We start from the raw sequence: 20830 nt of genomic DNA on the forward strand, positions 1-20830 counted from the left end.
GGAAACGCCATGCGTATCAAATTGCTCGCCGTTCTCGTCACAGCCCTGCTGGCCGGTTGCGCGACCCCGCCACCACCAGAGCCGGGCAGCGCTGCCAGCAAAGTGGTGAAAATGGGCAACCTGAAGAACATCGAGACCGGCCCGATGCGCGTTGCGCGCGAGAACGGCTTCTTGACCGTCAAGGTGTCCCTGAACAACACCAGCAGCAGCAACAAGACCCTGTTCTACCGCTTCGCCTGGCTGGGCAACGACGGTTTCCCGGTGGCCGATGAAGAGAGCTGGAAGACCGTCACCCTGTATGGCAAGCAGGCCAGCGTGTTGCCGGCGATTGCCCCGGTATCCCAGGCCACCGACTTCCGTATCGAAGTTCAGTCTCAGTAATCATTTTTGCAGGAGCACATTTTCATGATTGCACGTATTTCCCTCGCCGCCATTGCCATTGCCCTGGTCAGCGGCTGCAGCACCCCGTCGCCGGTCCTGGGCGGCAAGAACATCGGCTACGGCGACAGCAAGGCCGTGGAACTGGTCACCAACGAGTTCGGTTCGACCGACCTGCAGATGATCGCCGAGTCCATGACCCGCTCGCTGGCCCAGTCCGGCATCCTCCAGGGTCGCCCGGTGGTGCAGGTCTATGACGTGAAGAACAAGACCAGCGAGTACATCGATACCCGCGAGATCACCACGTCGATCAAAACCCAGCTGATGAAGTCCGGCACCGCCCGCTTCGCCAGCGACAACACCCAGATGCAGAGCCAGGTTGACCAGCTCAAGCTGCAGAACCAGAGCGGCCTGTACAAGAAAGGCACCGTGGCCAAGACCGGCAACATGATCGCCGCCAAGTACCGCCTGGAAGGCTCGATCAGCTCGATCGTCAAGCGCAGCAGCGACTACAAGGACGTGTTCTACAAGTTCAGCCTGCAGCTGATCGACGTCGAGAGCGGCCTGGCCGAGTGGATGGACGAGAAAGAAATCCGCAAGACCACGGAGCGCTAAGCAATGCGTGCATGGATGGGCATTCTGGGCCTGGCTTGCGCGTTCAGCGTGCAAGCGGCCCCAAAAGTCGCAGTAACCGACCTCGCCTACCAGGAGCGTGTGGAGCAGTACATCCACATGGTCTCGGCGCAGAACAGCAGCCAGGCGAGCATGTACCACGCCAGTGGTTCGTCGAGCTACAGCGAGTTCGAAAGCAGCGAGAGCTACATCGAGCAGACCGAGCTGCGCAAGTTCAGCGGCGACATCAAGGGCGAGATTCTCAAGTCCGGGATGTTCCAGCTGGTCCAGGGTACGCCGTACACCGCCGATGCCAAGGCTGACGTCTACGACGTTATCCGCCGCATCAAGAACGGCAACTTCAAAGGTGCTGACTACGTGCTGTTCGGTACCTTGTCGGATATCGACTTCCAGCGCGATATCACCTCCCTGGACAACACCAACAGCTATTCGGCGATCCTCGGCCTGAGCCTGGTGGCCGACTTCAGCCTGATCAACACCAAGACCTACGAGATCACCTCGGCGTTCACCGCCATGGGTGAGGGCCAGGACACCAAGCTGGTCAACAGCCAGGATGTTCGGGTCACCCTCAACCGCCCACGGGTGGTACGTGAGGTTTCCAAGGAACTGGGCATGGACGTTGCCAAGCAACTGGCCGAACAGCTGGTAGGCGCGATGCCGGAGCGTGAACGCACCCCGGCGCGCAACAACCTGCCGCCTGACGAGCCAGCGCAGATCCTGCGTTGAGAAAGTAAAAAGGCGACCTTCGGGTCGCCTTTTTTTATGCTGCTTGTTTTCCTACACCGGCGCGCGGCGAATGGTCGCCAGCAAGGTCGCAGCCCCCAGGAACAGTCCGGCAAAGGTGCGGTTCATCCGCCGCTGCTGCCGGGGCGTACGCAACAGGCGCAGCACTTTGGCCGCAAGCCCGGTGTAACCGGCCATGACCATCAGATCGACCGTGACCATGGTCGCGGCAATGATCAGGTACTGCGGCACCAGCGCCGCATGCGGATTGATGAACTGCGGCAGCACCGCGAGCATGAAGATCAGCGCCTTGGGGTTGCTGACGTTGACCAGAAAGCCACGGAACACCAGGCTCAACGGCTTGCCGATCGGGCGCACGGCGGATTCGTCGCTGATGTCAGCCGGCAGCGCCCGCCACTGTTTGACCGCCAGGTACACCAGGTAGGCCACGCCGAACCATTTGATCACCTGGAATGCGGTGGCCGATGCCGCGAGGATGGCACCGACGCCGGCGGCAATGATCGCAATCTGCAGCACCAGGCCCAGCTGCAGGCCTAGCGCGTTCCAGTAGCCGCGCCAGAAGCCGTATTGCAGGCCGCAGGACATCGAGGCAATGGCCCCGGCACCCGGCGACAGACTGATCACCCAGCAAGCGGCAAAAAATGCCAACCACGTTTCCAATGACATCGCGCACCTCGGCACTATCTTGTTACAAACCTCTAAGCTAGTGCCCTGGCGAAAAAATCACCACGATTTTTTTCTGCGATCGATCAATTGCCCGGGGTTTTGCTCTCGCTCACCAGCGGCAGCACTTCGGCACCGCGCCAGCGCCGCACCGATTTCTGGAAGAACTGGCTGTTGGGCACTTGCACCAACGCACCGCCCGCTTCCGGCAGTTCGATCAAGGTGGTGAACAACAGGTTGATGGCCACCACCCGGCCTTTGACGCCCGGCTTGTCGATGGTTTCCACCAGTTCCACCACATCGCCGATGCGAAACGGCCCGACGGTAAAGATCAGCACCGCGCACAGCAGGTTCGACAGCACGCTCCACATGGCGAAGAACGCCACTGCGGCAACCGCCACGAACCCGGACAGTGCGGTCCACAGCACCGTGGCGGAAACCCCCAGGCGCTCGAGCACGAAGATCAGCGCACTGCCCATGATCAGCCAGCGCAGGCCACCACGCAGCGGCATCAGCAGCTCCGGTGGCAACGGGTAGCGCTCGCCCAGGCGCTTGAGGCAACGGGCAACCACGCGCTGCAGGATGAACGCCGCCGAAAGTATCAGCAGGATCTGCAAACCCAGCCAGAACGGAGCGATCCATTCCACCGGCAATGGCAACTGCAAAGACTCCATCAGGACAACGCCTCCAGCTCCGCCTGCATGCCCTCGAGGGTCTCCAGGGCGGCCATCCAGGCTTCCTCGAGCTCCCCTTCACGAACCTTGAGCTTGGCCTGCTGGGCCAACAGCTCACGCAACTCGTCCTTGCGCGCGGCTTCATACAGGGCGCTGTCAGCCAGGCTGGCATCAACCTTGGCCAGTTGCTCATGCACGGTGCCCAGCTCGCGTTCGAGCTTGTCGGCTTCACGCTTGTGCGGTGCCAGTTGCTGACGCAGGGCGGCAGCGGCCTGGCGCTGGGCCTTTTTGTCGGTCTTGTCGGCATTGACCGGCGCAGTGCTGACCGGGGCATTGCGTTGACGGTACTCGACCAGCCAGCGGGTGTAGTCGTCCAGGTCACCGTCGAAGGTCTCGACCTTGCCGTCGGCGACCAGCAGGAAGTCATCGGTGGTGCTCTTGAGCAAGTGACGGTCGTGAGAGACCACCAACACCGCACCACTGAACTCCTGCAGGGCCATGGTCAGCGCCAGGCGCATTTCCAGGTCCAGGTGGTTGGTCGGTTCGTCGAGCAGCAACAGGTTCGGCCGCTCCCAGGCGATCAGGGCCAGGGCCAGGCGGGCTTTTTCGCCGCCGGAGAAATTCACCACCGGCTCGTCGATGCGCGCGCCGCGGAAATCGAATCCACCCAGGAAGTCTCGCAAGGTCTGCTCGCGCTCGGTCGGCGCCAGGCGCTGCAGGTGCAGCAACGGGCTGGCCTTGTTGTCCAGCGAGTCGAGCTGGTGCTGGGCGAAGTAGCCAACCGAGAGGTTCTCGCCGCGTACCAGGCGCCCGCTGAGCGGCTCCAGTTCGCCGGCGAGGTTCTTGATCAGGGTCGACTTGCCCGCGCCGTTGGGGCCGAGCAGGCCGATCCGCGCCCCCGGGGTGAGCTGCAACTTGACCTTCTCGAGGATGGTCTTGTCGCCATAGCCCAGGCGGGCTTCGGACAGGTCGAGCAGCGGGCTGGAGATTTTCTCCGACTCGCGGAAAACGAAGTCGAACGGCGAATCGACATGCGCCGCCGACAGCTCCTCCATGCGCTCCAGGGCCTTGATCCGGCTCTGCGCCTGACGGGCCTTGGTGGCCTGGGCCTTGAACCGGGCGATGTACTTTTCCATGTGCGCGCGCTGCGCCTGCTGCTTCTCGTAGGCTTGTTGCTGCTGCGCCAGGCGTTCGGCACGGGTGCGCTCGAACGCGGTGTAGCCACCACGGTAGAGGGTCAGCTTGCACTGCTCGACATGGGCGACGTGATCGACCACGGCATCGAGGAAGTCACGGTCGTGGGAGATCAGCAGCAGCGTGCCCGGATAGCCCTTGAGCCAGTCTTCGAGCCAGAGGATGGCGTCCAGATCCAGGTGGTTGGTCGGTTCGTCGAGCAGCAACAGGTCAGACGGGCACATCAGGGCCTGGGCCAGGTTCAGGCGCATCCGCCAGCCACCAGAGAAGTCGCCGACCCGGCGGTCCATCTGCTCGTTGGTAAACCCCAGGCCTGCCAGCAGCTTGCGCGCCCGCGCATCGGCGGTATAACCGTCGGCGCTGTCGAGCTCGATATGCAGGCGTGCCAGTGCAGTGCCGTCGTGGGCAGCTTCGGCCGCAGCCAGGTCGGCCTGGACCTTGCGCAGGCGGGCATCGCCGTCGAGCACATAGTCGACCGCCAGGCGCTCGAGGGTGTCGACCTCCTGGCGCATGTGCGCGATGCGCCAGTCTGCTGGCAGCTGGCAGTTGCCCGAGTCGGGCGTCAACTCACCGCGCAACAAGGCGAACAGGCTGGATTTACCGGCGCCGTTGGCACCGATCAGGCCGGCTTTCTGGCCGGCGTGCAAGGTCATCTCGGCGCCTTCTAGCAGGCGCTGTGGACCACGCTGTAAAGTGAGGTTCGATAGTCTGATCATAATGGCCGCGGAGTCTACCAGCTTCGTCGGCAACTGGCGCGAGTGGGACCATGCACACCGACCTGTGGAATTTTGCCCTGAAGCTCTACGCTCGACCGGGCGTAGAAGCCGCCTGCCTGCAATGGCAGGCCCGGGGTGGCGACGTCTGCCTGCTGCTGTGCGGCGTGTGGCTCGGCGCACGCGGTATCGCAGCGAACGAACAACGGGTTAAACAACTCGAGGTACTCGCCGAGGCGTGGCAAACCGAGGTGGTGAAACCGTTGCGCGCACTGCGCCAATCCTGGCGTGACGAAGCAGCCAAGGATGCGCAACTGGCGGTATTGCGCGAGCAGGTAAAAGGCCTGGAGTTAGCGGCAGAACGCATCTTGCTGGAGCGCCTGGAGACGGCCTGCAAAGACTGGGCAGCAACGCCCGAAGCCGAAGTGGACTGGATAGGCTGGCTGGCACCCGAAGGCGCCGGTGCGCATCACGACGCGCTGCAAAGGCTGCGCGCCGTAATGCTGACGACTCAGGACGCCGAAGACGGGGTCTGAGTGGTCGATGCTACCGAAGCTGCTGGCGCTGTGGTTGCCGGTGCAGAAGCAGCGGGTGCTGCAGGCGCTGCTGGAGTAGCAGGCTTGGCAGCTACAGGCTGAGCTGGCTTGGCAGCGGCTGGCCTGGCTGCAGGTTTAGCGGCTGCCGGTTTGGCAACGGGTTTGGCCGGCGCTTTAGCTGCGGCAGGTTTAGCGGCCGGCTTGGCTGCAGGTTTTGCCGCTGCTGGTTTGGCTGCAGGCTTGGCAGGTGCTTTCGCCGCTGCTGGTTTGGCCGCTGGCTTGGCGGCAGGCTTGGCCGCTGCGGTTTTAGCCGCTGGCTTGGCTGGCGCTTTAGCCGCAGGTTTGGCCGCTGGCTTGGCAGCTGCGGTTTTTGCCGCAGGTTTAGCGGCGGCAGGCTTGGCTGCTGCAGTTTTTGCTGCAGGCTTGGCAGGTGCTTTCGCCGCTGCTGGTTTGGCCGCTGGCTTGGCGGCAGGTTTAGCCGCTGCGGTTTTCGCCGCTGGCTTGGCTGGCGCTTTGGCCACAGGTTTAGCCGCTGGCTTGGCTGCGGGTTTGGCTGCTGCGGTTTTCGCCGCAGGTTTGGCCGGTGCTTTGGCGGCAGGTTTTGCTGCGGGCTTGGCTGCTGCAACAGCAGGTTTGGCCGAACGCACGCTCAATGCCTTGGCGGCAGCTTCCTTGACCTTGCCAACGCCCTGGGCCAGTTTCAGGCTTTCCTGAGCGTCACGCTTGAGCTGCAGGATGTAGGTGCGGGTTTGCGTTTGGCGGTCTTTCAGCGAGTCGAGCAAACCTTCCAGTTCACTCACCCCGTCCTTGGCTTTTTTCTGCGCCTTGGCTTTGCCAGCCTTGGCAGCGTCCTGCAGTTTCAGCCGCGACTTGTGCAGTTTTTCCTGGGCCTTGCCACGTTGTTTTTCCAACTTGGCGAGTAGTTTTTCAGCATCAGCCAGCGCTTGCGAGCAGGCATTTTCCAAATGATCGAGCAGGCTGCCCGAGAGTTGCTGGAGCAGGTGCAACGGCGTACTTACTGGCTTCTTATTGGCCGACATGGTTTACCTCCTGGCTGACGAGATTGCGGCTCATACTATGCTTCTGCTGCTACCGCCGCTAGGGCATGTTGACAGTATTAAATGCGCCGCGTTGCATGCCTGGGCAAAGTTGTTATCGCTGCAGCTGGAAACAAGTGTAGATGCTGCACAAAGTGTTGCTGATATTTACACGAAGTGACGAGCGAAGGCTGGCATACTTTATTTCCTCTGAAGCAGGAGCGAGCCTGTGCCGCGTTATCTAGTCCTTACCCTGTTGCTGTTGCCAACAGCGTTAATTGCAGCGCCTGATACTAAACCCGCCAGCGACCATGACCTGGCTTACAGCCTGGGTGCCAGCCTGGGCGAGCGCCTGCGCACGGAAGTTCCCGGCCTGCAACTCGATGCCTTGATCGATGGCTTGCGCCAGGCTTATCAGAACAAGCCATTGGCCCTGAGCCAAGAACGCATGGCGGCAATACTCAGCGAACATGATGCCCAGGCCAACCAAGCTGCAGTTCAAGCACAAAGCGAACAATTGCTGAGCGCGGAAAAACGATTCCTGGCCACTGAACGGGCCCGGGCCGGAGTGCGTGAACTGGCTGAAGGGATACTCGTGAGCGAGTTGCAGGCCGGTACTGGCAGCAAGCCAAAAGCCGGCGGCAAAGTCCAGGTTCGCTATGTTGGCAAGTTGCCGGATGGCACGGTGTTCGATCAGAACCAGCAGCCGCAATGGTTCAATCTGGACAGTGTGATCGAGGGCTGGCAAGTGGCATTGCCACAGATGGCGAGCGGGTCGAAATGGCGACTGGTGATTCCTTCGGCGCAGGCCTACGGTGCCGAAGGCGCGGGCGACCTGATTGCGCCCTATACGCCGCTGGTGTTCGAGATCGAGTTGCTCGGGGTTGCCGACTGAGGGTCGGCAGCACCCTCAAGCCTGGACTGCGCCTTCTTCGCTGTGCGCGGTGTGCAGCACTTCGATCAGGCAGTCTTCGAGTTCGAAACGTTCGTGCAGCAAACTGCCCAGCTCGCGAAGCTTTTTCGCGAAGCGCTCAGAGTCATTGCAGTCGCCCTTGTCGCAATGATCGTTGAAGGCCGACGCGATTTCGGTAATTGCATCAATGCGCGGGCTGATCTGCTTGGCCAGCTCGAGCCCGCGAGTATCGCCAAACGCCTTGGCTTCGCTGACCAGTTGCTCGCTCACTTCGAAATGCCAGGCTGACACGTAGTCGACCAGTACCGCACAGAAGTCCCGGCTCTTGTCCTTGTCGGCAAAGGCCGGTTTGGCATCACGCAGCTCGCGGAAAGCCGTCACCAGCTCTGCACGCTCATCCAACCAGCGGTCAATGAGTTTATGGACCCCACCCCAGCGTTCCTGAGCATTCTGACAACTATCTAGCATGGCGATCTCTTCCCTTCTGGGTAATGCCCCCTGCCCCCGCGCCGCAAATGTGCAGAGCAAAGGTGAAGTCAGCAGAGCGGCATCGAGCAGCTGTGTTTTCGGTATGCGTGCAGGGAGATTATTCCCGTGCGCCCTAGCCTTCAAGGTACGCACGCGACAAAGTTCATACAAGTGTTTAATCCGCCCATCCTTTGCCGCCGGTCGCTTGCACAGTGAAAAACTTCGCCTCAGTTTTTTACCGAGCGACTGAACAGTGGCCGGGTGCGACCGAGCAGGCGACAGGTCGGCAGGGTTGCCAGCAAGACGAACGACAAAAGGCTCCACTCAGGGATGGTCAGGTCGAGGAAACTCCAGGTGATTGGCACGCAATCCGGGCTGCCGATGATCATTGCCTTGACGACCTGAAGCATTGGCATGCTTTCGAGGACATAGTCAAAAGCCGGTTCGCATTCGATGCTCGAGAGCGCCGGATTGCCTTGCAGCCAGACATGCCGGGCGGCCAACAGTGCCCCGCCGGTGGCGAAGAACAACGCCAGCGCGGCATAGATGCGGGTGCCCAGACGCCCTGGGGAATGCACTACCGCGCACAGGCAAACCAGAGCAAAGGCGCCCAAAAACAAACGTTGGCTGTAGCACAGCGGGCAAGGCACCAGGCCCATGCCGAATTCCAGGTAATAGGCGGCAGCCTGGACCAGTACCGATGCCAGCAACGCCGGGAAGAACAGTGAACGCAAGCGGGCCAACGACATGGCGAATCCAGGAGCGCGATGGACAGGCGACAACGGTAGAGGAAAGGCGCGGCTTGTATCAAGGCAAGACAGCCGGGACACGTCCCTGAACGACAAGGGAAGTATCCCGAACTAAGCAAGAAAGATAGCTGGGCATCTGAAGGAAAAATTACCGGCTAAAGCAGGAGATTTGTTCGAGCCCATGGGCACGCGTTTTTTCGCGCGCCCATGGGTAGCTCAAGCTCGCACGGCCTCTGGCAGCGGCAATGCCAGCAGACGCTGATCAAGCATGCCCAGGCCTTCCTGGAACAGCTGGTTGCTGCGCTCGGTATCGCCCAGGCCAGCGAGCAAGCGCGCAAGTTCTGCACAGGCTTCAGGATTGCGCTGCACGCGCAGGCTGCTTTCCAGGTAATCCCGTGCCTTGCCCCACAGGCGGTTCTGCAGGCTCAAACGGCCCAGGGTCAGCAGCAGGCTGGGGTCGTCGGGATGGTCCTTGAGCCAGCCTTCGGCAGTTTGCAGTTGGCGCGCCAGGTCACTGCCGCGCACCAGCCCGTACAAGCGCGCCAGGTGACTTTCGTACTGGCGCTTGAGGGCGGCGCGCAGGGCTTGCTCGGCTTCGCTTTCGGCGCCCAGCTGGCGCAGTTGCTCGGCATAGGCCAGCACCAGCTGAGGCTCCTGGCGCTGCGCAGCAGTGAGCTGCTGCCAGGCGCGCTCAAGGGATTGCCGGGCGGTTTGCTCATCGCCTTCGCGGCTGGCCGCCAGGTTGAGGTTCTCGCCCCAGGCGCGACGCTCAAGCTCGGCCAGCTCCGCTGCCGGCAGCACTTTATCCTTGCGCAGGTCGGGCAGCAGGCGGATCAGTGCCGACCAGTCGCCACGCTCGCGATACAGGCGTTGCAACAGGCGCAGCACCTGAACGTTATGCGGATGACGCTCCTGCATGGCCTGCAGGGTTACCAGGGCAGCGTCGCTGTCGCCGCGGTCCATCTGCAACTGGGCATGACTCAGGGCAATGGCCAGTTCCGCTTCGGGCTGGCGCTCCAGCGCCCGCTCCAGGAGGTTGTCGCTGTCTTCGCTGCGGCCCAGCTCGTTGGCGGCACGCGCAGCGCCGAGGTAGTACAGCAGCGGTTGACGCTCGGCTTCGGCAGCGCGGTGCAGGTGGCGCTGGGCACTGGCCCAGCGACCCTCGGCGAGATCCAGTTGGCCCTGCTCGATCGCCAGCTGGGTACGACGGCTGCGGTTACGCCGCGACCAGGGGTTGACCACCCCGCCGGAGGTCAGCACCAGGCCCACCAGGTAGCGCACCAGCAACAGCGCCAGGATGATCCCGGCCAAGGCTGCGAGCGCTGCCCACAGGCCCGATTGATAGCGAAAGCTGCCGTAGGAAATCAGCACATAACCGCTGTGCTTGGCGATCGCGATGCCGAGCGCGGCTGCCACGGCAATGGCCACCACCGCCAGCAGGTAGACGCGCTTCATGGCTTGGCCCCCTCGACTGGCTGATGCCGGCGCTCAAGGTAGGCCTGCACGGCACTGATGCTGTCGGCCAGGTCCGGCACCAGCACGGTGACCGGCTGCTCGGCCAGTTCGTTGAGGGCGGCAAGCATCGCCTGGCTCTGCGGGTTGTCCGGGTTGAAGTTGGCCAGCAGTACGCTGCGGGCGTCGTCCAGGGCCTGGGTATAAACCTTGGCCTCGCCGTTGAGCGCCGCCCACTGGGCTTGTTCGATGGTCAGGCTCAGAGCCAGGCGCAGCTGGTTGAGTGACTGCCCGGATAGTAACGGACGAATATTGTCGTCAGCATCGAAATCGATCTGGAAGTACTTCGACAGCTCTGCCCACCACTGCGACCAGCGGCTGGCGCCATCGCCGTCGGCGGTCAAGGCACCCAGCGCATCGGCATTGCTGGTGAATTCCGGCGATTGCGCACTGAGCTGCAACACCTGCTCGCGCTGGGCCGCCAGCTTGAGGAAGAGGCCGGTGCGGTCGGGCTGCTGGACGCTGTTGAGGGTCGCCAGGCTCTTGGCCAGTTGCTCACGGGCGGCAAACGAGCCGGGGTCGCTCTGCTCACGAAGGATTTCATCGGCGCCCTTGACCAGCTCGCGCGCACTGGCGATGTCCTGCAAGGCAGACAGGCGCAGGCTGGCCAGGCGCAGCAGGTGCTCGGCCTCGGCCAGGCGCCAGTCCTTGCGGCTGGCGCCGAGGATGGTTTCCAGACGCTGGCTCAAGCGTTGCTGATCGCCTTGCAACTGCGCCACCAGGCGCCGGCGATCTTCAAGCTCGGATGCGGGCGGCAAGCCGGCCAGCTGCGCAGACATCTGCTGTTCACGTTGTTGCAGGGCCAGGGCTTGCTCGCTCAGGGCCTGCAGGCTCTGCACCTGGCCCTGCTCGCTACCCTGGAGCTGGCGAACCTGCCATACGCCCCATCCGCCAACGGCGACACCTGCCGCGCCCAGCAGCAAGGCCAGGACTGCCAGGCCGTTGCCGGAGCGTTTGGCAGGTTCCACGGGGGTTTGCGCAGGAGCCTCTGGGGCCTTCAGTTCATCGTTGGGCAAGACAGTTTCGCTCACGTATCCATCCTTTGCTTTGTGGCACGTCGCCAATCAGCTTAGCGCCTTAGGGGGCTGGTGCAGGAGTTTCCTGCAATGTTGCCAGCAAAGCCGCGGCGCTGGCACCACGGCAATCCACTACATTCTGTGCGCCACTGGCGCGGGCAAGTTCCGCCACCCGTGGGCTGGGCACGAACAACGGCAATTGCGCCAACTGCGGCCAGTGTTCACCGGCCAGTTGGCGCAAGTGTTGAAAACCCTGCCCACTGCTGACCACCAGGCCGTTCAGGCGTTCCCCGGCGATACACCGGACCAGGGTGGCCTCAGGGTAATGCGGCAGGTAGCGGCGATACAACTCAAGGTAATCGACCCGCGCGCCGAGTGCCGCCAGACGCTCGGCGAGCAGCTCGCGCCCGCCTTCGCCACGGATGATCAGCACCCGGGATTGCGGGCGCTTGATCGCGGCGGTCAACGCCGGCAGTTGCAGCAGCGCTTCGCTGTCATCACCTTGTGCCGGGTAGCTGACATTCAGACCGTGGTCGTCGAGGATCTGTGCGGTGGCAGCGCCAACGGTGAACCAGGCTTGCGCGGGCAGCTGCGGCCAGTGCGCGTTCAGTTGCTCAAGCGCCAGGCGCGCCGCCGGCTTGCTGACGACGATGATCGCGCTGTACTGGTCGAGCGCCTGCACCTGGCCAAGCTGCGCCGGCGTCAGCGCCAGCGGCTCGGTTTCCAGCAACGGCAGGCTGCTGCTGAACACGCCCTGCTCAGCAAGCGTGCGGGCCAGCGCGCTGCACTCTTCGGCCGGCCGGGTCAGCAGCAGGCGCCACGCGCTCACGGGTGCCCGGCCTCGCCGTAGACCGCCTTGAGGATGTCTTCAGCACCTTGAGCCAGCAGGTCTTCAGCGACCTTGATACCGAGCGCTTCGGCCTCCTCGCGCGGCGCACGGGCCTGAGCCGTGAGCAGCTTGCCGCCAGCCGGTTCGCCAACCAGGCCGCGCAGCCACAGCTGCTCGCCTTCGAGCACCGCGTAGCAGGCAATCGGCACCTGGCAGCCACCATTGAGGTGTTTGTTAAGGGCGCGCTCGGCAGTCACCCGGTCGGCGGTGTCGGCGTGATGCAGCGGCGCCAGCAGCGCATGGATTTCGCTGTCGGCACTGCGGCACTCGATGCCCACTGCGCCCTGGCCGCCTGCGGGCAGGCTGTCGTCGACGCTGATGCTGGAGGTGATACGGTCTTCGAAGCCCAGGCGGATCAGGCCGGCGGCGGCGAGGATGATGGCGTCATACTCGCCGGCATCGAGCTTGGCCAGACGAGTGTTGACGTTGCCGCGCAAGAAGCGGATCTCGAGGTCCGGGCGGCGGGTCAGCAACTGCGCCTGGCGGCGCAGGCTTGAGGTACCGACGATACTGCCGGCCGGCAACGCCTCAAGGCTGTCGAAGGTGTTGGAAACAAAGGCATCGCGCGGGTCTTCGCGCTCGCAGATGCAGAACAGGCCCAGGCCTTCGGGGAAGTCCATCGGCACGTCTTTCATCGAGTGCACGGCGATGTCGGCCTGGTTTTCCAGCAGCGCGGTTTCCAGCTCTTTGACGAACAGGCCCTTGCCGCCGATTTTCGACAGCGGCGAGTCGAGCAGCTTGTCGCCACGGCTGACCATCGGCACCAGGGTCACGACCAGGCCGGCATGGGCCTGTTCCAGACGGGCTTTGACATATTCGGCCTGCCACAGGGCCAAGGCACTTTTGCGGGTGGCAATGCGGATTTCGCGAGTGGACATGGAACGATCCGTACGAGATAGATTCGCCCGATGATAACAGCTCAGTCCAGACCGCTAGCAGATCTAAATCATGGTAGGAGCCGACCATCCCTGGCCGTCGACCGCTCCCTGGTCCCCGCCCTTAAAGCTGTTGCATCATTTTGCGTACACCAGCCACATGCCGGCGGCTGACGATCAGGGCATCACCGTTGAGGCCCTTGAGGAATAGCTGAAAATGCCCAAGCGGCGTGCGTTGCAGACGTTCGATGCGGTTGCGGGCGACCAGCGCATTGCGGTGAATGCGCACAAAGCGTTCACCAAACTCGTCTTCCAGAGCCTTGAGCGGCTCGTCCAGCAGCACTTCGCCGGCCTCGTGGCGCAAGGTCACGTATTTGTGGTCGGCAATGAAGTAGATCACCTGGTCGAGCGGAATCAGCTCGATACCCTTGCGGGTGCGCGCGCTGATATGGCTGCGCGGGCCGCTGCCGCTCTCGGCGGCCGGGCGGGTCAGGGCCGCCAGTTGCACGCGGTTGGGCCGTTCGGCCTTTTTCAAGGCGTCGCGCAGGCTGTCGGGCTGCACCGGCTTGAGCACGAAGCCCAGGGTGCTGTCCTTGAACGACTCGACGGTGAACTCATCGTCACCGGTGCAAAACACCACCGCAGGCGGTGCTTCGCGTTCGCACAGCCGGGCAGCGACCTGCAGGCCATCCAGGCCCGGCATGCGAATGTCGAGCAGGACCACCTCAGGCTTGAGGCTGTCGATCAGGGCCAGGGCCTCTTCGCCATTGGTGGCGCTGGGCTCCAGCACGGTATAGCCCTCCAGTTCGCCGAGCAGTCGGCTCAGGCGTTCCCGGGCTTGGGGTTCGTCATCAACGATCAGGACATTCATATAGCGCTGGATTCCTGCGTGAGTCTCGCACAAGGATAGCGTAGACAGGTGAGGTGACGACCGTCACGGCGATCCACGCTCAGACTCGCACGATGGCTAAAGATTCACTGGCCCGGCAGGAAACATGCCGCGCCTCTGTCCAACTGTAGACGGTTGCCGCAACACTGCCGTTCAATCGATAAATATCCTGTTGCAAGCGCGCTGTCGCGGGCCTGTGCTGCGACATAAACCCGCATTTGCCCCGACCGCCGCACTCCGGCAGCCCCGCCAATCCTGCTATGATCGACGCCACTTTTTCCGTTCACGCCTTCAAGAGTGAATCCATGAGCACCGACAAGACCAATCAGTCCTGGGGCGGCCGCTTCAGTGAGCCCGTCGACGCCTTCGTCGCCCGTTTCACCGCCTCCGTCAATTTCGACCAGCGCCTGTACCGCCACGACATCATGGGTTCGATCGCCCACGCCACCATGCTGGCGAAGGTCGGCGTCCTCACCGACGCCGAGCGCGACACCATCATCGATGGCCTGAAAACCATCCAGGGCGAAATCGAGGCCGGCAACTTCGACTGGCGCGTCGACCTTGAAGACGTGCACATGAACATCGAAGCGCGCCTGACCGACCGCATCGGCATCACCGGCAAGAAGCTGCACACCGGCCGTAGCCGCAACGACCAGGTCGCCACCGACATCCGCCTGTGGCTGCGTGACGAAATCGACCTGATCCTGGCCGAGATCACCCGCCTGCAGCAGGGCCTGCTGGAGCAGGCCGAGCGCGAAGCCGAGACCATCATGCCCGGCTTTACCCACCTGCAAACCGCGCAGCCGGTGACTTTCGGCCACCACCTGCTGGCCTGGTTCGAAATGCTCAGCCGCGACTATGAGCGCCTGGTTGATTGTCGCAAGCGCACCAACCGCATGCCCCTGGGCAGCGCCGCGCTGGCCGGCACCACCTACCCGATCGATCGCGAACTGACCTGCCAGCTGCTGGGCTTCGAAGCTGTGGGCGGCAACTCGCTGGACGGCGTTTCCGATCGCGACTTCGCCATCGAGTTCTGCGCCGCCGCCAGCGTGGCGATGATGCACCTGTCGCGCTTCTCCGAAGAGCTGGTGCTGTGGACCAGCGCGCAGTTCCAGTTCATCGACCTGCCTGATCGCTTCTGCACCGGCAGCTCGATCATGCCGCAAAAGAAGAACCCGGATGTCCCGGAGCTGGTGCGCGGCAAGACCGGCCGTGTGTTCGGCGCCCTCACCGGCCTGCTGACCCTGATGAAAGGCCAACCGCTGGCCTACAACAAGGACAACCAGGAAGACAAAGAGCCGCTGTTCGACGCCGCCGACACCCTGCGCGACTCGCTGCGTGCCTTTGCCGACATGATCCCGGCGATCAAGCCTCGCCACGCCATCATGCGCGAAGCGGCCCTGCGCGGCTTCAGCACCGCCACCGACCTGGCCGACTACCTGGTGCGCCGCGGCCTGCCGTTCCGTGATTGCCACGAAATCGTTGGCCACGCGGTGAAGTACGGCGTCGATACCGGCAAGGACCTGGCCGAGATGAGCCTGGAGGAACTGCGCCAGTTCAGCGACCAGATCGAGCAGGACGTGTTCGCCGTACTGACCCTCGAAGGCTCGGTCAACGCCCGTGACCACATCGGCGGGACTGCGCCTGCGCAAGTACGCGCCGCCGTAGCCCGCGGCAAGGCGCTGCTCGCCGCGCGCTAAGCCCTTCCTGCGTCTTGCTACCCAGCCAGTTCTGCCTGGGTAGCCGCACGCAAGCGCTGAAGGAAAGCCGGCGTTTCGGCTTTCCTGTCAGCTGCAACCTTGTGCACATTCGGATTTTCCCCCAGTCGCTCGAACAGTGCCCGGGCGCCCGGCAATGGCTGCAGGTAATCAATGCCGAACAGACGCTGGCCAACCTGGCACGCCAGGTCGACGCTATAGAGAAAGTACAGGTCCGCCAGGGTAAGGCACTCGCCTGCCACATACGGGGCGAATCGACCGCGCTGGGCCAGGGCGGCAAAGCCCTTGTCCAGATCACGCCGGGCCTTGGCCTTCAAGGCCTCCGGGGTCGCCCTGCCGGCAAAGAACACTTCGACATAGCAGTAGCGGGCGGGCAGCTCGATGTACAGCTCGATTTCCTTGGCCAGCGCGCGCACCTGGGCGCGCTGGAAGGGATCGGCCGGCAACAGCGCCACCTCAGGGCAGGCCTCTTCGAGGTAATCGAGGATGGCGTCGGTTTCGCTGATAAAGCCCTGCGCCACCTCCAGCACCGGCACCTTGCCGCGCGGGCTGATCGCCAGCACTTGCGGGTTCTGGCAACCATGCAGGGGCACCTCCTCGAACGGCAGGCGTTTTTCCAGCAGGGCGAGCTTGACCATGTTGTAGTAGTTGCTTGCAGAGAATCCGTGCAGTCGGAACATTTCCGGCCTCCTAGCCGCGTGAAGTCTCTGCATTTTTGGAACGAATCAAGCCAGAAAGCTGCCGTATGCTTCCGATAGACACGTAGGAGCTTTCTGCTTTTGCCTCAATAGTGCTCCAATCAGCGCTTGCCCGAGCGCACCATCTCGAGGAAAGCCGGCATCTGCGCTTCCTTGTCGGCGACGATCTTCTGTACGTTCGGGTTGTTCTTGAACTGCTCCAGCAGCGCCTTGGCCTGTGGGAAGTCTTCCAGCACATCGATGGCAAAAACCTTCTTGCCCACGGCATAGGCCAGGTCGACGCTGAAGCAGAACAGCAAGTCGGCGATGGTCAGGCTGTCGCCGGCCACATAAGGGCTGAACTTGCCGTTGCGCTTGAGGGTAGCGATACCGGCCAGCAGTTCGGTCTTGGCCTTGGCCTTGATGGCTTCATCGACCTGGGCGCCGAAAAACGCTTCGGGGTAGCAGGCACGTGCGGGCAGCTCGATGTACAGCTCGATTTCCTTGGCCAGCTCGTGAACCTTGGCCTGGGCAAATACCCCCTCTGGCAGCAGTGCCTTGCCTGGCTGGGTCTGCTCGATGTAGTCGAGGATCAGGCTGGTTTCACTGAGAAAACCGTCTTCGCTCTGCAGCGCCGGTACTTTGCCGCGCGGGCTGATTTTCAGCGCTTCGGGGCTCTGGCCGCCGAAAAACAGCACTTCCTCAAACGGTACGCCCTTTTCCAGCAGCGCCAGTTTGACCATGTTGTAGTAGTTGCTGACCGCGAATCCATGAAGCTTGAGCATGAAACAGCCTCCAGGCCGAAAAGGGGTTGGCCGGGTTGTTATAGACCCAAGTGCCGGGTACTGACCAGCATCATGAAGATTGTCGATAACAAGGCATTGCTGCCGGGCCCGTGGCAAACTGGGCACCCCAAAAGAGGAAAGCGCCCATGAGCGAACCTACCGATATCGACAACGACGACGAAGCGTTCGCCGAGTCGACCCTGATCGAAGCGATCGAGAACCAGATCGAAAGCGACAACCCGCCAGCGGCCAAGGCCACGTTCAACAAGCTGACCCTGGTGGGCTACGAGCGTGAAGACATCCTCAACCTTATGGCCCACGTGCTGGCCTACGAGATTGATGCGATGCTTGAAGACGACCGCGCGTTCAACACCGAATGGTACGAAACCGCCTTGCGCGCCCTGCCCGAGCTGCCGCCGGAAAAGGACTGAAGCAAAGCAGGATTTCCCTGACTACACTGCAAAACCAGGCACCGGCGACGGTGCTGCCCTCCTTGTCTGGAAGTCGGAGTCTTTATGTCGTTTACCCCCGAACTGATTGCCGAGCTGGAAGTCCTTGCCTTGTTCAACCTGGATAGCAGCCAGGAAGGCATCAAGGTCCATAACACTGCCTCCAAGGAGGTGATCGCCGCTGCGCGTCGCCTGTACGAGAAAAAGCTCACCGACCAGCCCGATGGCGGTTATCTGACCAGCCTTGGTCACGATGCTGCCGAGAACGTGCAGGTGTTGCTGAACATTCTGAACGTCGTCGAACCTGCCTGATCGGGACTGCCTTGCAGTCCATCGCCGGCAACGCCGGCTCCCACAGCGGGGGCTGGCCTTGCTAGCGGTAATCTCCACTCCATCGCTAATAAAATGGCGTCAAAATTAAAATAGCTTAAACTCGCCATTGCTCCCTAGACGGCCGGTTTCAGCTCGCCATGAACCACCCCCACGAAATTCGCCCCGACCTCGACCAGGGCATTGACCGCAAGGTGCTCAGCCAGCTGCGCCAACGCTTCCTGAAGCTCAACCAGGGGCGCCTGGGGCGGGCCATGGACGGGCTGTCGAGCCGCCAGCAGCAGGTCTTGACCCTGCTGCCGCTGTTTTTTCACGTCAATCACCCACTGTTGCCCGGTTATGTCTCAGGCACGACGCCCGCGGGGGTCGCCAACTTCGAGCCTGATGCGCAACTGCTGGCCGAAGCCCAGCGCCTGACCCGCTCATTTTCGTACAAGGCCCGACGCGGCAACCCGCCCCAGCCGATTCACGGGCTGTTCCTGATGGGCAGCCTGGGCACCCTGGCCCAGGCCGAGCAGAGCGACATGGACGTCTGGGTCTGTCACGCCGCCGACCTGAGCGAAAGCGACCTGGCGGAGTTGCGCAAGAAATGCCTGCTGCTGGAAATCTGGGCTGCCAGCCAGGGCGCCGAAGCCCACCTGTTCTTGATCGAGCCGCAAGGCTTCGTCCAGGGTGAACGCGACGGCCAGCTCAGCTCCGATGACTGCGGCACCACCCAGCATTACCTGCTGCTCGACGAGTTCTACCGCACCGCCATCTGGCTGGCCGGGCGCACACCCTTGTGGTGGCTGGTGCCGGTCTATGAAGAGCCACGCTACCGGCAATACATCCAGACCCTGCTGTCCAAGCGTTTCGTGCGTGCCGAAGACCACCTCGACCTCGGCCACCTGGCGCACATCCCCCCGGGCGAATTCGTCGGCGCCGGGCTCTGGCAACTGTTCAAGGGCATTGAATCGCCCTACAAGTCGGTGCTCAAGCTGCTGCTGACCGAGGTCTACGCCAGTGAACACCCGCAGGTGCAGTGCCTGAGCCTGCAGTTCAAGCAGGCGGTGTTCAGCAATCGCCTCGACCTCGACGAGCTCGACCCCTACATGATGGTCTACCGGCGTATCGAGCAGTACCTGCAAGGCCGCGGCGAACGCGAGCGGCTGGAGCTGGTGCGGCGCAGCCTGTACCTGAAGGTCAACAAGAAGCTCAGCGGCCTGGCCCGCCAGCGCAGTGCCAGCTGGCAGCGGGACCTGCTGCAGCGCCTGAGCCAGGAATGGAGCTGGGATCAACGCCAGCTGGCGCTGCTCGACAGCCGCAGCCAATGGAAAGTCCGTCAGGTGGCGGTCGAGCGCCGGGAGCTGGTAGCCGAGCTGAACTACAGCTACCGCTTCCTCTGCCAGTTTACCCGCAGCCAGAACGCCACCAGCCGCATCGACCAGCGCGATCTCAGCGTGCTCGGCCGGCGCCTGTACGCCGCCTTTGAACGGCGCGCCGGCAAGGTTGAGTTCATCAACCCAGGGATCGCCCCGGACCTCGCCGAAGACACCCTGACCCTGGTGCAGTCACCCAACCGCAAAGAGCCCGGGCAGACCCACTGGGGCCTGTACAACGGCAACCTCGGCGTGCACGAGTGGGAGCACTTCGCGCCGATCAAGCGCTGCCGCGAACTGCTCGAACTGCTGACCTGGGCGCACCGCAACGGTGTGATCGACAGCAGCACGCGCCTGGCCCTGCACCCGGGCAGCAGCGACCTGAGCGAGTATGAGCTGTTCAACCTGCTCGGCAGCCTGCAACAGAGCGTCGCCCTGCCCCTGGCGATGGTCAGCGAACAGCGCCTGCTGCAACCGAGCGTGGTGGACGAGGTCCTGCTGCTGGTCAACGTCGGCATCGACCCGCTGCAGCACCACCGCGACCTCAACATCCTGATGACCACCGAACGCACCGACTCGCTGAGCTACGCCGGGGTGCGCGAAAACCTGGTGCTGACCCTCGACCAGGTCACCCTCAACAGCTGGAACGAAGTGCAGGTGCACCGCTACGACGGCGAACATGCCCTGCTGCGTTGCCTGCGTGATTACCTCAACAGCCTGGGCGCCGGCCACACGCCCAGGCTGCGGGTCCGCTGCTTCTGCCACAACCGCGCCCAGGCCATCGCCCTGCGGGTCGAGGAAGTGTTCGCCAGCACTCAGGCGCTGCTGGCGCAGAACCTCAACCAGCGCTACCTGTTGCAAGTCGAGCAGCACACCCATGTACTGGAACTGCAACGCGGCGCGGTAAACCTGGTGACCCTCGACGATCCGGACGCGGTGCTGCGCTACCTCGGTGAAGAACGCAGCGACTACAGCCCCCTGCACCTGGACGCCAATGCCCTGCAGGAGCTCGACCTGGCGCAACTGCTGCCGCTGGGCCAGCCGCAGTGCATCCAGCTGTTCTATCGGCTGCAGGACACCTGGGCGGATGTCTACGTACTCGATGAGCACAATGCCCTGTGGCAGCAGCGCTTGCCGTTTCACGATGAAAACAGCCTGTTGTTGCCGCTGCAGCGCTTCTTGCAATCGATCGTGTTTCGCCGCGATGCGCGCCTGCCACTGGACAGCCTGCAGGCCCAGGGTTCACTGGATATTCTTTATTACCAATTGTTGCCATCAGGCTCTGGCAAGGTTCGCCAGGTAGAAGCGCGCCAGGTTGAGGTCAAGGCCATCGACCGGCCCTACTACGAAGTGCAGGCGATTTTGCAGGCCGGCGCCAGCGACGACGTGCAAGTCACGCTGTACTGCAATCAGCGGGAGTTTTCCCAGCTCGAGCATGGCGACCAGCTGTATGCGGTGGTCGCCCGCGAGATCATCGAGCAGCGCCGCGAGGCTGAGCGCTACCGCTGCTACATCACCGACCTGGACTTGTCGGGCCTGCTGGCCGATGGCCTGGGCTCGAGCATTCTCTACCTGCGCTACAAGGGCGAACTGGAGCGGGCGCTCAACGAGGCCCTGGCGCAGGCTTGAG

General features: G+C 62.9%; 22 protein-coding genes and 1 pseudogene. 9 read left to right on the forward strand and 14 right to left on the reverse strand.

From position 1 onward, the window contains the following. Positions 1 to 9: 9 nt before the first annotated feature. Genes ACIOVF_RS16135 through ACIOVF_RS16145 form a run of 3 tightly spaced genes read left to right on the forward strand, consistent with a single transcriptional unit; the run spans position 10 to position 1737 of the window. Positions 10 to 381: a YcfL family protein gene (locus ACIOVF_RS16135; protein ID WP_045201027.1), complete on the forward strand. Its 372-nt coding sequence runs from the start codon at positions 10 to 12 to the stop codon at positions 379 to 381. A 24-nt stretch (positions 382 to 405) separates the two neighbouring features. Continuing rightward, a complete protein-coding gene (gene lpoB, locus ACIOVF_RS16140) occupies positions 406 to 993 on the forward strand; it encodes a penicillin-binding protein activator LpoB (RefSeq protein ID WP_045201026.1) in 588 nt (195 codons plus the stop codon). A 3-nt stretch (positions 994 to 996) separates the two neighbouring features. Beyond that, positions 997 to 1737, forward strand: coding sequence for a hypothetical protein (locus tag ACIOVF_RS16145; protein WP_045201024.1), 741 nt, complete (start codon positions 997 to 999; stop codon positions 1735 to 1737). A gap of 51 nt (positions 1738 to 1788) precedes the next feature. On the opposite strand, the gene ACIOVF_RS16150 is transcribed toward ACIOVF_RS16145, so the two are convergent. The 3 genes from ACIOVF_RS16150 to ACIOVF_RS16160 form a co-directional block, all read right to left on the reverse strand. Then, positions 1789 to 2421 carry a LysE family transporter gene (locus tag ACIOVF_RS16150; protein ID WP_045201023.1) on the reverse strand — a complete coding sequence of 211 codons (633 nt, stop codon included), beginning with the start codon at positions 2419 to 2421 and terminating at the stop codon, positions 1789 to 1791. Positions 2422 to 2504: 83 nt separating this feature from the next. Beyond that, positions 2505 to 3092, reverse strand: coding sequence for a mechanosensitive ion channel family protein (locus ACIOVF_RS16155; RefSeq protein ID WP_045201021.1), 588 nt, complete (start codon positions 3090 to 3092; stop codon positions 2505 to 2507). Beyond that, positions 3092 to 5002 carry an ATP-binding cassette domain-containing protein gene (locus ACIOVF_RS16160; RefSeq protein ID WP_045201019.1) on the reverse strand — a complete coding sequence of 637 codons (1911 nt, stop codon included), beginning with the start codon at positions 5000 to 5002 and terminating at the stop codon, positions 3092 to 3094. The genes ACIOVF_RS16155 and ACIOVF_RS16160 overlap by 1 nt, the downstream gene beginning before the upstream one ends. Before the next feature lie 50 nt (positions 5003 to 5052). Between ACIOVF_RS16160 and ACIOVF_RS16165 the strand changes: the two genes are divergently transcribed. Continuing rightward, positions 5053 to 5535: a TIGR02444 family protein gene (locus ACIOVF_RS16165; protein WP_401290759.1), complete on the forward strand. Its 483-nt coding sequence runs from the start codon at positions 5053 to 5055 to the stop codon at positions 5533 to 5535. On the opposite strand, the gene ACIOVF_RS16170 is transcribed toward ACIOVF_RS16165, so the two are convergent. Then, entirely contained in the window at positions 5511 to 6575 is a 1065-nt protein-coding gene (locus tag ACIOVF_RS16170) for an AlgP family protein (protein WP_082075495.1), read from the reverse strand. The genes ACIOVF_RS16165 and ACIOVF_RS16170 overlap by 25 nt on opposite strands. Before the next feature lie 226 nt (positions 6576 to 6801). Between ACIOVF_RS16170 and ACIOVF_RS16175 the strand changes: the two genes are divergently transcribed. Beyond that, complete coding sequence (locus tag ACIOVF_RS16175; protein ID WP_045201016.1) at positions 6802 to 7467, forward strand: FKBP-type peptidyl-prolyl cis-trans isomerase; 666 nt, start codon at positions 6802 to 6804, stop codon at positions 7465 to 7467. 15 nt (positions 7468 to 7482) lie between these two features. Here the strand turns inward: ACIOVF_RS16175 and ACIOVF_RS16180 are convergent, their stop codons facing one another. The 8 genes and pseudogenes from ACIOVF_RS16180 to ACIOVF_RS16215 form a co-directional block, all read right to left on the reverse strand. Continuing rightward, positions 7483 to 7953: an Rsd/AlgQ family anti-sigma factor gene (locus tag ACIOVF_RS16180; protein WP_045201014.1), complete on the reverse strand. Its 471-nt coding sequence runs from the start codon at positions 7951 to 7953 to the stop codon at positions 7483 to 7485. Between the two features lie 227 nt (positions 7954 to 8180). After that, entirely contained in the window at positions 8181 to 8702 is a 522-nt protein-coding gene (locus ACIOVF_RS16185; protein WP_045201012.1) for a disulfide bond formation protein B, read from the reverse strand. Between the two features lie 216 nt (positions 8703 to 8918). Next, a complete protein-coding gene (locus tag ACIOVF_RS16190; protein ID WP_045201010.1) occupies positions 8919 to 10157 on the reverse strand; it encodes a heme biosynthesis protein HemY in 1239 nt (412 codons plus the stop codon). Beyond that, entirely contained in the window at positions 10154 to 11245 is a 1092-nt protein-coding gene (locus ACIOVF_RS16195; protein WP_045201008.1) for a uroporphyrinogen-III C-methyltransferase, read from the reverse strand. The genes ACIOVF_RS16190 and ACIOVF_RS16195 overlap by 4 nt, the downstream gene beginning before the upstream one ends. 46 nt (positions 11246 to 11291) lie before the next feature. Next, positions 11292 to 12059, reverse strand: coding sequence for a uroporphyrinogen-III synthase (locus ACIOVF_RS16200; protein WP_045201006.1), 768 nt, complete (start codon positions 12057 to 12059; stop codon positions 11292 to 11294). Next, positions 12056 to 12997, reverse strand: a complete 942-nt coding sequence (gene hemC, locus ACIOVF_RS16205; protein ID WP_045201004.1) for a hydroxymethylbilane synthase — start codon at positions 12995 to 12997, stop codon at positions 12056 to 12058. The genes ACIOVF_RS16200 and hemC overlap by 4 nt, the downstream gene beginning before the upstream one ends. A gap of 121 nt (positions 12998 to 13118) precedes the next feature. After that, positions 13119 to 13865, reverse strand: a complete 747-nt coding sequence (locus ACIOVF_RS16210) for a LytTR family DNA-binding domain-containing protein (protein ID WP_045201002.1) — start codon at positions 13863 to 13865, stop codon at positions 13119 to 13121. Next, positions 13862 to 13969, reverse strand: a pseudogene (locus tag ACIOVF_RS16215) (sensor histidine kinase); the annotation flags it as partial. The pseudogene ACIOVF_RS16215 and the gene ACIOVF_RS16210, both read right to left, overlap by 4 nt. A gap of 219 nt (positions 13970 to 14188) precedes the next feature. Between ACIOVF_RS16215 and argH the strand changes: the two are divergent. Beyond that, positions 14189 to 15583, forward strand: a complete 1395-nt coding sequence (argH, locus tag ACIOVF_RS16220; protein WP_093378152.1) for an argininosuccinate lyase — start codon at positions 14189 to 14191, stop codon at positions 15581 to 15583. A gap of 17 nt (positions 15584 to 15600) precedes the next feature. On the opposite strand, the gene ACIOVF_RS16225 is transcribed toward argH, so the two are convergent. Then, complete coding sequence (locus tag ACIOVF_RS16225; protein ID WP_093378148.1) at positions 15601 to 16281, reverse strand: glutathione S-transferase family protein; 681 nt, start codon at positions 16279 to 16281, stop codon at positions 15601 to 15603. A 119-nt stretch (positions 16282 to 16400) separates the two neighbouring features. Beyond that, positions 16401 to 17063: a glutathione S-transferase gene (locus ACIOVF_RS16230; protein WP_045200996.1), complete on the reverse strand. Its 663-nt coding sequence runs from the start codon at positions 17061 to 17063 to the stop codon at positions 16401 to 16403. 146 nt (positions 17064 to 17209) lie between these two features. On the opposite strand from ACIOVF_RS16230, the gene ACIOVF_RS16235 reads away from it, so the two are divergent. The 3 genes from ACIOVF_RS16235 (at position 17210) to ACIOVF_RS16245 (ending at position 20829) form a co-directional block, all read left to right on the forward strand. Continuing rightward, complete coding sequence (locus ACIOVF_RS16235; protein ID WP_045200994.1) at positions 17210 to 17494, forward strand: hypothetical protein; 285 nt, start codon at positions 17210 to 17212, stop codon at positions 17492 to 17494. 84 nt (positions 17495 to 17578) lie between these two features. Further along, on the forward strand, positions 17579 to 17824 hold the full coding sequence (locus ACIOVF_RS16240) for a TIGR02647 family protein (protein ID WP_045200993.1): 246 nt from the start codon (positions 17579 to 17581) through the stop codon (positions 17822 to 17824). Positions 17825 to 17982: 158 nt separating this feature from the next. Further along, a complete protein-coding gene (locus ACIOVF_RS16245; protein WP_401290768.1) occupies positions 17983 to 20829 on the forward strand; it encodes a class I adenylate cyclase in 2847 nt (948 codons plus the stop codon). Position 20830 lies beyond the last annotated feature (1 nt).

It is taken from the genome of Pseudomonas sp. NPDC087612 (assembly GCF_044743505.1).
Classification (GTDB): Bacteria; Pseudomonadota; Gammaproteobacteria; order Pseudomonadales; family Pseudomonadaceae; genus Aquipseudomonas.

Excerpts from the sequence above, each read along its gene's own strand:
- lpoB (WP_045201026.1), top strand. The coding sequence starts at position 406 with ATGATTGCACGTATTTCCCTCGCCGCCATTGCCATTGCCCTGGTCAGC.
- ACIOVF_RS16150 (WP_045201023.1), bottom strand. The coding sequence starts at position 2,421 with ATGTCATTGGAAACGTGGTTGGCATTTTTTGCCGCTTGCTGGGTGATC.
- ACIOVF_RS16155 (WP_045201021.1), bottom strand. The coding sequence starts at position 3,092 with ATGGAGTCTTTGCAGTTGCCATTGCCGGTGGAATGGATCGCTCCGTTC.
- hemC (WP_045201004.1), bottom strand. The coding sequence starts at position 12,997 with ATGTCCACTCGCGAAATCCGCATTGCCACCCGCAAAAGTGCCTTGGCC.
- ACIOVF_RS16165 (WP_401290759.1), top strand. The coding sequence starts at position 5,053 with ATGCACACCGACCTGTGGAATTTTGCCCTGAAGCTCTACGCTCGACCG.
- ACIOVF_RS16240 (WP_045200993.1), top strand. The coding sequence starts at position 17,579 with ATGTCGTTTACCCCCGAACTGATTGCCGAGCTGGAAGTCCTTGCCTTG.
- ACIOVF_RS16225 (WP_093378148.1), bottom strand. The coding sequence starts at position 16,281 with ATGTTCCGACTGCACGGATTCTCTGCAAGCAACTACTACAACATGGTC.
- ACIOVF_RS16160 (WP_045201019.1), bottom strand. The coding sequence starts at position 5,002 with ATGATCAGACTATCGAACCTCACTTTACAGCGTGGTCCACAGCGCCTG.
- ACIOVF_RS16210 (WP_045201002.1), bottom strand. The coding sequence starts at position 13,865 with ATGAATGTCCTGATCGTTGATGACGAACCCCAAGCCCGGGAACGCCTG.
- ACIOVF_RS16190 (WP_045201010.1), bottom strand. The coding sequence starts at position 10,157 with ATGAAGCGCGTCTACCTGCTGGCGGTGGTGGCCATTGCCGTGGCAGCC.
- ACIOVF_RS16170 (WP_082075495.1), bottom strand. The coding sequence starts at position 6,575 with ATGTCGGCCAATAAGAAGCCAGTAAGTACGCCGTTGCACCTGCTCCAG.
- ACIOVF_RS16180 (WP_045201014.1), bottom strand. The coding sequence starts at position 7,953 with ATGCTAGATAGTTGTCAGAATGCTCAGGAACGCTGGGGTGGGGTCCAT.
- ACIOVF_RS16185 (WP_045201012.1), bottom strand. The coding sequence starts at position 8,702 with ATGTCGTTGGCCCGCTTGCGTTCACTGTTCTTCCCGGCGTTGCTGGCA.
- ACIOVF_RS16245 (WP_401290768.1), top strand. The coding sequence starts at position 17,983 with ATGAACCACCCCCACGAAATTCGCCCCGACCTCGACCAGGGCATTGAC.
- ACIOVF_RS16135 (WP_045201027.1), top strand. The coding sequence starts at position 10 with ATGCGTATCAAATTGCTCGCCGTTCTCGTCACAGCCCTGCTGGCCGGT.
- ACIOVF_RS16145 (WP_045201024.1), top strand. The coding sequence starts at position 997 with ATGCGTGCATGGATGGGCATTCTGGGCCTGGCTTGCGCGTTCAGCGTG.
- ACIOVF_RS16235 (WP_045200994.1), top strand. The coding sequence starts at position 17,210 with ATGAGCGAACCTACCGATATCGACAACGACGACGAAGCGTTCGCCGAG.
- ACIOVF_RS16230 (WP_045200996.1), bottom strand. The coding sequence starts at position 17,063 with ATGCTCAAGCTTCATGGATTCGCGGTCAGCAACTACTACAACATGGTC.
- argH (WP_093378152.1), top strand. The coding sequence starts at position 14,189 with ATGAGCACCGACAAGACCAATCAGTCCTGGGGCGGCCGCTTCAGTGAG.